Genomic DNA, 14233 nt, shown 5'->3' with positions numbered 1-14233 from the left:
AGTAAGGAAAAGCCAATGGCTAACCACGACCGTGCGGGTCAACCTGCACAACAGAGCGATTTGATTAACGTAGCCCAGCTTACGGCGCAGTATTACGTGCTGAAACCTGAGGTGGGTAATAGTGAACACGCGGTGAAGTTCGGCACCTCCGGCCACCGCGGCAGTGCGGCTCGTCACAGCTTTAACGAGCCTCATATTCTGGCGATTGCTCAGGCCATCGCTGAGGAACGCGCTAAAAACGGGATAACCGGCCCGTGCTATGTGGGTAAAGATACCCACGCGCTTTCCGAACCTGCGTTTATCTCCGTGCTGGAAGTGCTGGCCGCCAACGGCGTGGACGTGATTGTCCAGCAGGACAACGGCTATACCCCGACGCCTGCTATCTCCAACGCGATTCTGGTGCATAACAAGAAAGCCGGCCCTCAGGCGGACGGGATTGTGATTACGCCATCCCATAACCCGCCGGATGACGGCGGCATTAAATACAACCCGCCAAACGGTGGCCCGGCCGATACCAACGTCACTAAAGTCGTTGAGGACAGAGCCAATGCGCTGCTGGCCGACGGCCTGAAAGGCGTGAGGCGTATTTCCCTGGATAAAGCATGGGCCAGCGGCCACGTTAAAGAGCTGGACCTGGTTCAGCCGTTTATCGAAGGGCTGGTGGACATCGTTGATATGGCCGCCATCCAGAAAGCGGGCCTCAAGCTGGGCGTTGACCCACTCGGCGGCTCCGGGATTGAATACTGGCACCGCATCGCAAAACACTACAATCTTGACCTGACCATCGTTAACGATCAGGTCGACCAGACCTTCCGCTTTATGCATCTCGATAAAGACGGCGCAATCCGCATGGACTGCTCCTCCGAATGCGCGATGGCGGGCCTGCTTGCGCTGCGCGATAAGTTCGACCTGGCGTTTGCCAACGACCCGGATTATGACCGTCACGGGATCGTAACGCCTGCTGGCCTGATGAACCCTAACCATTATCTGGCGGTGGCGATCAACTACCTGTTCCAGCATCGCCCGCAGTGGGGCAAAGAGGTGGCGGTAGGCAAAACCCTGGTTTCTTCCGCGATGATCGACCGCGTGGTAGAAGATTTGGGCCGCAAGCTGGTGGAAGTCCCGGTGGGCTTCAAATGGTTTGTGGACGGCCTGTTCGACGGCAGCTTTGGCTTCGGCGGCGAAGAGAGTGCGGGGGCATCTTTCCTGCGCTTTAACGGCACGCCGTGGTCTACCGATAAAGACGGCATCATCATGTGCCTGCTGGCGGCCGAAATTACCGCCGTAACCGGCAAAAATCCGCAGCAGCATTATGACGAACTGGCCGCACGCTTTGGCGCGCCGAGCTACAACCGCATTCAGGCTCCTGCGACCTCCGCGCAGAAGGCCGCGTTGTCTAAGCTGTCTCCTGAAATGGTCAGCGCGGATACGCTGGCTGGTGACCCAATCACCGCTCGTCTGACTGCGGCTCCGGGCAATGGGGCTTCTATCGGCGGCCTGAAGGTGATGACCGAAAACGGCTGGTTCGCCGCCCGTCCTTCCGGCACCGAAGACGCCTACAAGATTTACTGCGAAAGCTTCCTCGGCGCGGAACACCGCGAGCAGATAGAGAAAGAAGCGGTAGAGATTGTCAGCGAAGTGCTGAAGAACGCGAAGTAAAAGTACTGTGAAGAAAGGGAGCGAATTACCGCTCCCTTTTTTATCAGATGTGCCTGTCGGTTAATTCAAAACGCGGTGACACCAGGCCATACAACGTCCAGCCCAGGAACGTCACCATCGCACCATACAGCATCGCCTCCTGCCCGGAAGAGTAAAGCGCATAGAAGCTGTAAATCGCGCCAATCAGGGCAATTATATTCGCCATCCTCGCTTTACCTGCCTCTACCTTCGCCAGTTTCTGAATAATCACCAGCGCCGCCATCGACAGAATATAAGGGATGATGTTGGTCACCACCGCCAGATTAACCAGCACGTTGAACTGTTTGTTCAGCGAAGGGCTGATGGTCATCAGCGACAGCAGGCTCTGGAAGACTACAATCGTCAGCATGCCTTTTACCGGGGCATCAGCCTTTGACAAGCGGGAGAAGATTTTCGGGAAGTAGCCCTCATCGGCGGATGATTTAAACACCTGCGCAATGGTGAACTGCCAGCCGAGCAGCGAGCCGCAGCACGACATGACCATCAGCCCCATAATCACCTTCCCGACCGTCGGGTTAAACATCTGGGCAAAGGCCACGCCAAACGGCGCCGTGGAGTTGGCGATATCCACGTTAGGCACAATCCCGGCTATCACGTTGGTTGAGACAATATAAATCACCGCTGCGCCCAGCGTGCCGCCCATTACGGCAATCGGGACGTTGCGTTCCGGGTTCTCCACTACATCGGTATTGGCGCAGGCGGACTCCAGCCCCAGGAAGGCCCACAGCGTCATGGCGATAGACGAGCCGACGGCCTCGAAGAACGGAACCTGGTGCGGGTTCCACGACTCGGCATACAGGGAAGGGCTGAACCAGAACCAGCCGATTATCGACAGCCCAAGTACCGGGATTATCACGCCCCAGACGGTAATGCTGCTCAACTGCCCGGTTATGCGTGCTCCGCCGAAGTTGGCGACGGTACAAATCCACAGTACGCAGATAGTGGCGATAGCAATTTGCACCGGAGACAGTATCGCGCCGAACAGTTCGCTGCCGTAGCCCACCGCCGAAATAGCAATCGCGACGTTCGCAATCAGGAGCGATACCCCGTAGGTGTAGTTGGCCATAAAGTTGCCGGATTTGCCGAAAGCGTATTCGGCATACCCTCCCATACCGCCGGATTTGCGGCTAAACATCCCGCATTTGGCAAAGGCGTAGGCCAGCGCCATCGAGCCGACGGCGGTAACCAGCCAGGAAATAATCGAGATAGTCCCGACTTCTGCCAGCTTGGTGGGCAGCATAATAATGCCCGAACCCATCATGTTTACCGTGGTGAGGATAGTCAGCTGCACCACGCCCATCTTGTTGCTTTTTTGCGTTGCCATAATCAAAGTCTCAACGTGAAAGTGGTGGAAAATTAGCGTTTCAGCACATAGCTCCAGACGCGTTTACGTGCGTCGCACTCTTCGATGTACACGCCCTGCAATTCCGGTGCGAAACCGGGAAGCTGGTTAATACCGTCCTCCAGCGCCTGGAAATAGTGCTGTACAGAACCGCCCCAGATTTCCCCCGGCACTACGCAAAGCACCCCCGGCGGATATGGCAGGGCGCCTTCCGCGGCAATACGGCCTTCCACCTCGCTCAGCGGCACCAGCTCCACCTCACCGCGTACAAACGCAAGGTTTGCCTGCTGAGGATTCATCGCAACGCGTGGGAAGTGGTCGTGGCGGAACATCTCTTTTTGCAGTTGTTTCACGTTGAGGCTGGCGTACAGGTCGTGCATTTCCTGGCACAGCTGGCGCAGGGTGTAGCCTTCGTAACGTTCCTGATACTGGTGATATAAAGACGGGAGAACATCCGCGAGCGGGGCATCGGTTTCCAGCAAATGCTCAAAGCGCACCAGGTGGGCCACCAGATGCTGCATTTTTGCCATGTCTTCCGCCGGTGTGAGCAGGAACAGGATAGAGTTCAGGTCGCACTTCTCGGGCACGATGCTGTTTTCGCGCAGGTAGTTAGCGAGGATGGTGGCGGGTACGCCAAAGGCCTCATATTCGCCGGTTGTGGCATTAATGCCCGGCGTTGTGAGAAGCAGCTTGCAGGGGTCTACAAAATATTGATGTTCGGCATAGCCTTCGAAGGCGTGCCAGCGTTCTCCGGGCACGAAGTGGAAGAAGCGCAGATCGTTGGCAATTTCCTCGGTTTCGAATGATTCCCACGGTTTACCGTCTACCAGCACCGGTACAAACGGGCGCAGGTATTTACAGCTTTTCAGCAACAGTTTGCGTGTATCGATCCCGGTTTCCACGCAGTTCATCCACATGCGCTTGCCACTTTCGCCTTCGTGCATTCTGGCGTTGACGTCCAGCGCGGCAAACAGAGGATAAAACGGGCTGGTTGAAGCGTGCATCATAAAGGCGTTATTCATGCGTTTATGATTAACGTAGCGCGCCTGGCCTTTGATATGGCTATCTTTTTTGTGGATCTGGGAGGTTTGTGAGAAGCCAGCCTGCTGCTTATGCACCGACTGCGTAACCAAAATCCCCGGATCGTTTTCATCCAGCTCGAGCAGCAGCGGCGAGCAGGCTTCCATCATCGGAATAAACTGCTCATAGCCCACCCACGCCGAGTCAAACAGGATGTAGTCGCAAAGATGCCCGATTTTATCAACCACCTGGCGCGCGTTATACACCGTGCCGTCATAGGTGCCGAGCTGGATAACCGCCAGGCGGAAGGGGCGTTGTTCGCGGGCGCGGTTTGGCGCTACCGCTTCGATTTGCTTACGCAGGTAACGCTCTTCAAAGCAGTGCGCGTCAATGCCGCCGATAAAGCCATACGGGTTGCGGGCGGTTTCCAGATAAACCGGCGTCGCACCGGCCTGAATTAATGCGCCATGGTGATTCGATTTATGGTTATTACGATCGAATAAAACTAAATCTCCCGGCGTCAACAGCGCGTTTAATACGACTTTATTTGATGAAGAGGTTCCGTTAAGTACGAAATAAGTTTTGTCGGCATTAAAAACTTTAGCCGCGTGTTGTTGCGCAGTACTTGGCGCACCTTCGTGAATAAGCAGATCGCCCATTGAAACGTCGGCATTACATAAGTCAGAACGGAACAGCGTTTCGCCAAAGAAATTAACGAACTGATTCCCGGTAGGATGACGGCGGAAAAATTGGCCGCCCTGATGTCCCGGGCAATCAAAAGCGCTGTTTCCCTGTTCGACATAATTAACCATGGCATCGAAAAATGGCGGGCGTAAACCTTTTTCATATTTTTCTGCCGCGGCTTCCAGCTGGCGGCCATAATATTCAGCCTTGGTTTCACTGGGTTCGAAAATGCCGATGATGCGGGAGTAATATTCCTCCGGGATCATTTCATTCTCGTTAATCGCAACAAACACCGGCAGGCCAAAGCCGGTCTGCTCTATCTGCTCCACGATGCCGCTGTACAGGTCGGGCACGGACAGCACGGCGGCGGCCACGTCGATGAAATCAGTGGACGATAAATTGACGATTTCTCTCCCGGTAGTAAAGCAGTCGGGGCAATTACGATTAAGCGCGATTTTTAAAGATTGCATAATATAACCTTTATTTCAGATAAAGTTGTCCTTCAATTGCTAATAGCTCAGCAATTGGGGGGGGCTGGAAAATGACAATGGCGTGCCGCTGACGCAATAATAATGGTCAGTGGGTCAGGTCATTTTTTGAATAATAAAATCCCGACGGCCCAGCAGCCGCGAATAAAAAGATTTTATTTTGTTGCTGACGAAATTAGACGCAGGTTACTGGCCACCCAAAATTAATCAGGTAACGGAGATAACAAGGCTAATGCAGTGTCAGCTATCTGAAAGGTTATAGAGCGTTAAAGAAGTGGAAGTCGAAACAGCTGCGGTGGGAAACCATCATAATATGCGTCGTGCGCCTGATATGAGGCATAACCCGATTGTTGTTTTCCATTTGATTTTCCTTTTATGTAAAGGTAGCGCCATTTTATCTGGCGAAAAGCCTTTTACTGTGAGCTTTATCAACAAATCAAAGGTGAAACAGAAATAAAAATTCATGGGTTATGCATAACGTAGTGAATAGGTTTGCATAAAGATCTAATGGTAGTGGAATTGTTTATTATATGTTGTTGATTGTGGTGAAATGATCTGATTTCAATAAGTTAGGAGGGAGAGCGCCCTGAGGCGCCCGAGAGAAGAGTTTAGCCCAGAGCAACCATCAAACCGCCGCAGGCGATCAGCGCCACGCCGATACCGGCAATCAGCGAAACTTTCTCGCCGAAAAAAATCACCGCCAGGATCACGGCAAACACCACGCTTAGCTTGTCTATCGGCGCAACCTTAGAGACTTCGCCGTTTTTAATCGCCATAAAGTAAAACAGCCACGAAAGGGCTCCGGCCACGCCGCTCAGCAGAATAAACAGCAGCGCTTTTTTGTCGGCAAACACCGTGCTGACCAGATTCATTTTGCCCTGAACCACCACCACACCGACCAGAAATAGCGCCATTACTACGGCGCGAACGGCCGTAGCGGTATTGGCATCCAGATGCTGCAAACCAACTTTACCAAAAATAGCTACCAGCGCCGCCGTGGCGGCAGATAGCAGGGCATACATTAACCATGCGCTCATAAAAGGCTCCTCTTGAACGGACAAGAGGTTACTCTTTCACAGCATAAAACGGTAGCCGATGCCGGTTTCGGTGAGTAGGTGGCGGGGGCGTGCGGGATCGTTTTCCAGCTTCTGACGCAGGTGGCCCATATAGATACGCAGATAGTGGCTGTGCTCCACCGCGTTGGGGCCCCAGACCTGGTTAAGCAACTGGCGCTGGGTCAGCACTTTTCCGTGGTTGTTAAGCAGCGTCGCCAGCAGGCGGAATTCTATTGGGGTAAGGTGAATTTCCTCTTCGCCGCGGGTGATGCGGCGCGAGGAGAGATCGACCGTAATTGCAGAAAATTGATAAACAGGATCGGGCTGAACGATGCTGGCGTGGCGACGCAGAGCCACCCGCAGCCGCGCCTGAAGCTCGCCGATGCCAAAGGGCTTGCTGAGAAAATCATCGGCACCCGCATCCAGCGCGGCGATTTTTGCCTGCTCGTCGCTGCGTGCCGACAAAACGATAATCGGGGTCTGGCTCCACTGGCGGAAATCGCGAATAAAATCGATGCCGTCGCCGTCCGGCAGGCCAAGATCCAGAATCACCAGATCCGGCTTGCGGGTTGCCGCTTCGATCAGGCCGCGCTGTAAGGTTTCGGCATCAAACACGCGTAACGATTCGTCTTCCAGCGCGGTACGCAGAAAGCGGCGGATCTCTTTTTCATCCTCAATTATCAGAACCGTTGTCACAGCGCCTCAATCATTTCAGGGAGTTCGGGGGGAGGCGATAAAGGTAGCACAACGTGGAAGCTGGCACCGCCCTCGGGGCGGTTAAGCGCATAAATTGTGCCGCCGTGAACTTCAACAATCGCCCGGCAGATGGCCAGCCCCAGGCCCACGCCCGGAATAGCCGACTCTTTGTTACCGCGGGCAAATTTATCAAAAATCAGCAGCTCTTTACCAGCCGGAATACCCGGCCCGCTGTCCCAGACTTCCAGGTCGAGCTTCTGCGCCGCCGCCGTTGCCTTGATGCCTATCTCCGCTTTGTAGCCCGCATATTTGGCTGCATTCTCCAGGAGATTAATCAGCACCCGCTCGAACAGCGGGCCATCGACCTCTATCAGCATTAAAGGATCGGGCATATTTAGCGCAATGTGGCGGCCGCCAGGGCCCGGTTCGAGCATCTTCAACGCGCTGCCGATCACCTCTTCAAGCGTCAGCCACTCTTTACGCAGGTTAAAGCCGCCCGACTGAATGCGCGCCATATCCAGCAGATTATTGACAAGCCTCGTGGTATTGAGCACATGCTGACGTATCTCATTGGCCTGAGGCGCATGCTTTGACCCTTCGCTGGCTAAATCCAGGGTTAAAATTTCGGCCTGGCCGAACAGCACGGTCAGCGGAGTGCGCAGATCGTGAGAGAGCGCCGCCAGCAGCGAATTGCGTATTTGCTCGCGTTCGCTTGAAAGGCGGGCCTGCTCTTCGCTTGCGGTCAGCAGCAGCCTGTCCAGGGCGGTGGCAACCAGCAGGGTAAATGTTTCCAGCAGGCGCTGCTGCTCGGGGATCATCAGCTGGCGCAGGTTCTCCGGCTCCACAACCAGCAGCCCAAGCGTGCGCTCGGTAGTGCTCAGCGGCAGGATGCGGTAGGGCACGCCCGGTAATGTGTCGGTTCCCGCGCCGGCAGGCTGCCCCTTATCAAAGCTCCAGCGCGCAATCGCTTCATCCCACTGGGCTGGCTCGCCTTCGGCGGCAATGCGGCTCAGCTTGCCATGCTCGTCCGGCAGCAACAGCAGGCTGCGGGCCTGGAAAGTGTTGTTGATGAACTGCACGCTGGTGGCGGCTACTTCCTGCGGCGTGCGGTCGTCCGCCAGCGCTTTAGACATTTCGTAAAGATGGCGGGTACGTTGTTCCCGGTAGCGGGCTATTCGCGCCTGGTAGCGCACCCCTGCGGTGAGATTACCAATCACCAGCCCGACGGTAAGCATGACGCCAAAGGTCAGCAGGTACTGAACGTCGGAAACCGCCAGCGTGCCGCGCGGGGCAATAAAGAACAAATCAAAGCTGATGACGTTAACTATCGTTGCCAGCACCGAAGGCCAGCGGCCATAGAACAGGGCGACGATAACCACGCCCAGCAGGTAGATCATTACCAGGTTTGCGGCGTCGAACGCCACCAGCCACTGATTGGCAATAAAAGTGATAAACGCGCACAGCACCACCGCAACAATGCAGCCTCGCAGCTGGATCCGCCATTTTTCGCTTATCGAGCGCATGTCCGGCGCTCTCACAGGAGAAGGGGCGGGTTTTTCATCCAGCGCGACGATGACTAAATCAAGATCGGGCGCGCGTTTAGCAAGTCGGTCGGCAAAAGAGGTGCGGTGCCACCAGCGGCGCGTGGTATGGCGGCCGATGATAATTTTGCCAAGATTGTGCTCGCGGGCGTAGCGCAGCACCGCTTTCTCTTCGTTGGGGTCGGCGAGAGTGGCTGTTTCAGCGCCTAACTCCTGGGCCAGCCGCAGTGCGCCGAGGATTGACCTGCGCTGGTTTTCCGGCAGCCGGTGCAGTTGCGGGGTTTCAACATAAACGGCGTGCCAGACGCTGCCGAGCTTGGCTGCGAGGCGGGCGGCGGTGCGCACCAGCTTTTCATTTCCGGCGCTGTGGCCGATGCAAAGCAGGATGGCGTCCCGGGTATGCCAGACTTTCTCCTGCCCCTGGTTATCCCGCCAGGCGCGCATCTGGTCATCAACTCTGTCTGCGGTGCGGCGCAGTGCCAGCTCGCGCAGGGCAATCAGGTTGCCTTTACGGAAGAAATGTTCGATTGCACGCTCGGCCTGGCCGGAAATATAAACTTTGCCTTCGTGCAGGCGCTGGCGAAGGTCGTCCGGGGGCAAGTCCACCAGCACGACTTCGTCGGCGGCGTCGAAAATCGGGTCCGGCACGGTTTCACGAACCTGAATGCCGGTTACGCCGCCAACCACGTCGTTGAGGCTTTCCAGATGCTGGACGTTGACCGAAGTCAGCACGTCAATACCCGCTTCCAGCAGCTCTTCAACATCCTGCCAGCGTTTGGGATGGCGGGAGCCAGGCGCATTACTGTGCGCCAGTTCGTCCATCAGGATCAGGGCAGGGCTGCGGGCGAGGGCGGCGTCGAGGTCAAACTCCTGAACCAGACGCCCCCGGTGATGAATACGACGAGGGGGCTGAATACTCAGCCCCTTAAGAAGTTCGGCGGTTTCCTGGCGGCCGTGGGTTTCAACCACGCCCACCAGGACATCGAGGCCCTGCGCCCGCAGGCGCTGCGCCTCCTGAAGCATGGCGTAGGTTTTCCCGACGCCCGCGCAGGCGCCGAAGAAAATTTTCAGTTTCCCACGCGGCTGGCGATTCACTTTCTCCAGCAGCTTGTCGGGGTTGGGGCGCAGCGGCTCCTCGGTCATAACGCTTCCTTTTTACTTCGCCTGTAGATTGTCCAGGGCCAGGTTCAGCTTAACGATATTCACTACCGGCATGCCGATAAAGTTAACCAGCGGCGTGGTGGTGTTGGCTTCCACCAGGCGAGCAACTTGCTCAACCGGCAGATTCCTTGCCTGAGCAACGCGCGGGATCTGCCAGGCGGTTGCTTCCGGGGAAAGCTGCCCGTCGAGGCCGCTGGCGGAAGTGGTTACCAGTTCAACCGGTACAGCCGGACTTGCCTGCGGGTTAGCCGCACGTAGTGCGCTAATACGTGCTTTAACCTCTTTGTCCAGCTCCGGGTTGCTGGCCGCAAGGTTACTGCCGCCGGATGCCATTGGATTATAGGGGCTATCCGAGGTGGCAGAAGGGCGGCCCTGGAAATATTTTGCGTTGGTAAAGTCCTGGCCGATGAGTTCTGAGCCGCGAACTTTGCCGTCTTCGACGATTAACGAGCCGTTTGCCTGGGCCGGGAACCACCACTGGCCCAGCAGCGTGGCGATGAGGGGGTAAACCCCTCCGGTAATCAGCGTTAAGACAATCAGCAATAATAAAGCGGGGCGTAGCGTAGCCATGTTCTCTTCCTCTTAGACCAGACCGCAAACGGTCAGGATCACATCTATTACTTTGATGCCGATGAACGGCACAACTATTCCGCCTAAACCATAAATCCACAGGTTGCGGCGCAGCATTGCGGCGGCGCTCAGCGGTTTGTAGCTAATGCCTTTTAGAGCCAGCGGGATCAGGCAGATAATGATCAGCGCGTTGAAAATAACCGCACTCAGAATTGCCGAAGCAGGGGAGTGCAGGTGCATCACGTTCAGGGCGTTAAGCTGCGGGTAAGTTGCCGCAAACGCCGCCGGGATAATGGCGAAATACTTCGCCACGTCGTTGGCGATACTGAAGGTGGTCAGCGACCCGCGCGTCATCAGCATCTGTTTGCCGATATGCACGACCTCAATCAGCTTGGTCGGGTTGGAGTCCAGGTCGACCATGTTGCCAGCCTCTTTGGCCGCCTGCGTCCCCGAGTTCATCGCTACCGCAACGTCAGCCTGGGCCAGAGCCGGGGCGTCGTTGGTGCCGTCGCCGGTCATCGCCACCAGGCGGCCTTCGGCCTGGTACTGGCGGATAAGCGCCAGTTTGGCTTCCGGCGTGGCTTCAGACAGGAAATCATCCACCCCGGCTTCGGCGGCAATTGCGGCGGCGGTCAGGCGGTTATCGCCGGTAATCATTACCGTTTTGATACCCATCTGGCGCAGCTGTGCGAAACGCTCTTTGATCCCACCTTTAACGATGTCTTTCAGCGCGATTACGCCCAGCACGTTAGCGCCTTCGGCAACCACCAGCGGCGTACCGCCCTGGCGTGCAACGCCTTCTACCAGCGTGTCTACCTGAGCCGGGAAGTGCCCGTTGTTCACCTCAACGTGGCGGCGAATGGCATCCACGGAGCCTTTGCGGATCATGCGGTCCTGAATGTTGATACCGCTCATGCGGGTTTGGGCGGTAAACGGCACAAACGTCGCCTGCAGGCTTTGCACATCGCGTTCACGCAGGTTGAAGCGCTGTTTTGCCAGCACCACAATGCTGCGGCCTTCCGGCGTTTCATCCGCCAGTGAGGCCAGCTGTGCCGCGTCGGCCAGCTCTTTTTCATCCACGCCCGGAGCCGGGAGGAAGGCGGAAGCCTGGCGGTTGCCGAGCGTAATGGTGCCGGTTTTATCCAGCAGCAGCACGTCGATGTCGCCCGCAGCTTCTACCGCACGACCGCTGGTGGCGATAACGTTCGCACCCAGCATGCGGCTCATCCCGGCTACGCCGATGGCGGAAAGCAGCCCGCCGATAGTGGTTGGGATCAGGCAGACCAGCAGAGCAACCAGCACGGTTACGCTGGCAGCGGCGCCGCCGTAGGCCGAGAACGGCCACAGCGTGGCGGTTGCCAGCAGCAGCACGATAGTTAAGGCAACCAGCAGAATGGTCAGGGCGATTTCGTTCGGCGTTTTGCGGCGCTGAGCGCTTTCAACCATGGCAATCATGCGGTCGAGGAAGGTTTCCCCCGGGTTCACGCTGCACTGAATGACCAGCCAGTCGGACAGGATGCGCGTGCCGCCGGTGACAGACGCGAAGTCGCCGCCGGACTCACGGATAACCGGCGCGGACTCGCCGGTGATGGCGCTTTCATCCACTGATGCCCCACCTTCCAGCACTTCGCCGTCGCAGGGGATAATATCCCCGGCTTCGACCAGTACCACGTCGCCTTTACGCAGGTCGGCCGCCGGAATATGGTCAACTTGAGCATCGTGCTGTGGGCTACGCAGCTTGCGCGCCCAGCTGGTTTTTTTCACGCCTTTCAGGCTATTGGCCTGGGCCTTACTGCGGCCTTCGGCCAGCGCTTCAGCAAAGTTAGCGAACAGCACGGTAAACCACAGCCACACGCTGATAGCGAGGGTGAATATGGCATCACCCTGCTGCATGCCGGTGAGCATCGCTATCCCCAGCAGGGTAGTGATAACGCTCCCTACCCAGACGATAAACATCACCGGGTTGCGCCACTGTACCTGCGGCGTGAGCTTTTTAAAGGAATCAATTAGCGCCTGACGAATCAGACCCGGTTCAAACAGCGCCAGTTGCTTGCGACTCATGGAAGCCTCGTATTCAGAAATTAACCAGAGAAAGGTGTTCCGCAACCGGGCCTAAAGCGAGGGCGGGGATAAAGGTCAGGGCGCCAACCAGCAGCACTGTCCCAATCAGTAAACCGATAAACAGCGGGCCGTGGGTTGGCAGCGTACCGATGCTGACAGCCTGGGATTTTTTTGCTGCCAGAGAACCGGCAATCGCCATCACCGGGATGATGACCGCGAAGCGGCCAAACCACATGCACACCGCCAGCAGAACGTTCCAGAACGGGGTGTTGGTGCTCAGGCCTGCAAAGGCGCTGCCGTTGTTGTTGGCGGCAGACGAAACCGCGTAAAGCACTTCGCTGAAACCGTGAATGCCGGGGTTAGCTATGCCGCTGCGGCCCGCATCGGTCATTAGCGCCAGGGCCGAGCCGAGCAGAACCAGCGCCGGGGTTATCAGGATGGCAAGCGAGGTCATCTTCATTTCCGGCACGTCGATTTTTTTACCGAGGTATTCCGGAGTACGGCCAATCATCAGCCCGGCGATAAACACCGCCAGCAGCACGAACAGCAGCATGCCGTACAGGCCCGCGCCGACGCCGCCAAATACCACCTCGCCAATTTGCATCAGCCACATCGGCACCATGCCGCCGAGCGCGGTAAAGGAGTCATGCATGGCGTTGACCGCACCGCAGGATGCTGCGGTTGTGATGACCGCAAACAGGCTGCTGGCGAGAATGCCGAAGCGGCTCTCTTTCCCTTCCATATTGATGTTGCTGTTGGCGCCGAACTGGCCGAAGTGCGGGTTACCCTGCAATTCTGCCCACATAACCACCGCCGCGCAGACCACGAAGATTATCGTCATCGCCCACAGCAGAGCGCGGCCCTGACGGCGGTCGCCTACCGCTTCACCAAAGGCGAAACAGAGCGCGGTTGGGATCAGGAAGATCGCAAGCATCTGGACGAAGTTGGTCAGCGCCGTTGGGTTTTCAAACGGGTGAGACGAGTTAGCGTTAAAGAAGCCGCCGCCGTTGGTGCCGAGCATCTTGATAGCTTCCTGAGAGGCAACTGGCCCCATCGGCAGTAGATGCTGGACGCCTTCAATCGTGGTGTAAGGCTGGTAAGCAGAGAAGTTCTGCAGCGAGCCCTGGCTGATAAAGAACAGCGCCATCACCAGAGAAATAGGCAGCAGGATGTAGAGCGTGACGCGAGTTAAATCGACCCAGGCGTTACCCAGCGTGCTGGCTGAATGACGCGAGAAACCGCGAATCAGGGCAAACACCACCGCAATACCGGTCGCCGCCGAAACGAAGTTTTGCACCGTCAGGCCAACCATCTGGCTGAAGTAGCTCAGCGTGGTTTCCCCGCCGTAGGACTGCCAGTCGGTATTGGAGACGAAGCTTACCGCCGTATTCAGCGCCAGGTGCCAGGAGAGCCCGGGAAGCTGCTGCGGGTTAAGCGGCAGGCTGCCCTGGAACGTCAGCACCATAAACAGCACCAGAAGCCCAAAAACGTTGAATGCCAGAATCGCCATTAAATAGCGTTTCCAGCCCATCTCTTCACCCTTGCTGCCGATTAGCCACCACAGCAGCGGCTCGATGCGGCCAACAACCGGCAGCGGTTCACCTTCAATCAGGCGAGCAAGCACGCTGCCTAAAGGCCTGGCAAGAATGAAGAGCACCAGCAGAAAGCTGGCGATCAGTAAAAATCCGGACGCAGCCATTAAAAAGCCTCCGCTTTAATCAGGGCATAAACCAGGTAACCCAACAGCACGAAGACCAGCACGATGCCGGTTATGACGCCTGCACTCACAATCCACCTCCAACGGTGCGTTTAGCATTTGGCGGCAGAATAGGATTTCGGGTGAAAAGATGTCGTAAAAGTCCGGGGGCGGGGTGTAAAAAAAGTATAAAAATGGAAAAGCCATTAGTTAACTAATGA

At 56.7% G+C, this 14233-nt stretch carries 11 protein-coding genes; 1 reads left to right on the top strand and 10 read right to left on the bottom strand.

Going from position 1 to position 14233, the window contains the following annotated elements:
• The first annotated feature begins 15 nt into the window (after positions 1–15).
• A complete protein-coding gene (pgm, locus tag ACG1VR_RS16910) occupies positions 16–1659 on the top strand; it encodes a phosphoglucomutase (alpha-D-glucose-1,6-bisphosphate-dependent) (RefSeq protein ID WP_395489381.1) in 1644 nt (547 codons plus the stop codon).
• A gap of 43 nt (positions 1660–1702) precedes the next feature.
• Here pgm and potE read toward each other — a convergent pair whose 3' ends face one another.
• From potE to kdpF, 10 genes are all read right to left on the bottom strand, one after another.
• Positions 1703–3022 carry a putrescine-ornithine antiporter gene (gene potE, locus ACG1VR_RS16905; RefSeq protein ID WP_016535387.1) on the bottom strand — a complete coding sequence of 440 codons (1320 nt, stop codon included), beginning with the start codon at positions 3020–3022 and terminating at the stop codon, positions 1703–1705.
• A gap of 32 nt (positions 3023–3054) precedes the next feature.
• Complete coding sequence (gene speF / locus ACG1VR_RS16900) at positions 3055–5214, bottom strand: ornithine decarboxylase SpeF (RefSeq protein WP_395489380.1); 2160 nt, start codon at positions 5212–5214, stop codon at positions 3055–3057.
• Between the two features lie 274 nt (positions 5215–5488).
• Positions 5489–5593 (bottom strand): leader peptide SpeFL, encoded by a 105-nt coding sequence (speFL, locus tag ACG1VR_RS16895; protein ID WP_115586272.1) that lies wholly within the window; start codon positions 5591–5593, stop codon positions 5489–5491.
• A gap of 247 nt (positions 5594–5840) precedes the next feature.
• The gene (locus tag ACG1VR_RS16890) at positions 5841–6269 is read right to left on the bottom strand and encodes an EamA family transporter (protein ID WP_038474634.1); all 429 of its coding nucleotides are present in this window, start codon (positions 6267–6269) and stop codon (positions 5841–5843) included.
• Between the two features lie 36 nt (positions 6270–6305).
• The gene (kdpE, locus tag ACG1VR_RS16885; RefSeq protein ID WP_016535391.1) at positions 6306–6983 is read right to left on the bottom strand and encodes a two-component system response regulator KdpE; all 678 of its coding nucleotides are present in this window, start codon (positions 6981–6983) and stop codon (positions 6306–6308) included.
• The gene (kdpD, locus tag ACG1VR_RS16880; RefSeq protein ID WP_395489379.1) at positions 6980–9667 is read right to left on the bottom strand and encodes a two-component system sensor histidine kinase KdpD; all 2688 of its coding nucleotides are present in this window, start codon (positions 9665–9667) and stop codon (positions 6980–6982) included. The genes kdpE and kdpD overlap by 4 nt, the downstream gene beginning before the upstream one ends.
• Before the next feature lie 12 nt (positions 9668–9679).
• Positions 9680–10255, bottom strand: coding sequence for a potassium-transporting ATPase subunit KdpC (gene kdpC, locus ACG1VR_RS16875; RefSeq protein WP_172568060.1), 576 nt, complete (start codon positions 10253–10255; stop codon positions 9680–9682).
• 12 nt (positions 10256–10267) lie between these two features.
• Positions 10268–12316 (bottom strand): potassium-transporting ATPase subunit KdpB, encoded by a 2049-nt coding sequence (gene kdpB / locus ACG1VR_RS16870; RefSeq protein WP_016535394.1) that lies wholly within the window; start codon positions 12314–12316, stop codon positions 10268–10270.
• Between the two features lie 13 nt (positions 12317–12329).
• A complete protein-coding gene (gene kdpA, locus ACG1VR_RS16865) occupies positions 12330–14015 on the bottom strand; it encodes a potassium-transporting ATPase subunit KdpA (RefSeq protein ID WP_172568059.1) in 1686 nt (561 codons plus the stop codon).
• A complete protein-coding gene (gene kdpF / locus ACG1VR_RS16860) occupies positions 14015–14104 on the bottom strand; it encodes a K(+)-transporting ATPase subunit F (protein WP_083478380.1) in 90 nt (29 codons plus the stop codon). The genes kdpA and kdpF overlap by 1 nt, the downstream gene beginning before the upstream one ends.
• Positions 14105–14233 lie beyond the last annotated feature (129 nt).

This window comes from Cedecea davisae, from assembly GCF_044095835.1.
In the GTDB taxonomy this organism is placed as follows: Bacteria; Pseudomonadota; Gammaproteobacteria; order Enterobacterales; family Enterobacteriaceae; genus Cedecea; species Cedecea davisae.
Note: the sequence above shows the minus strand (reverse complement) of the source record. Positions and strands in the feature narration are given on the sequence as shown.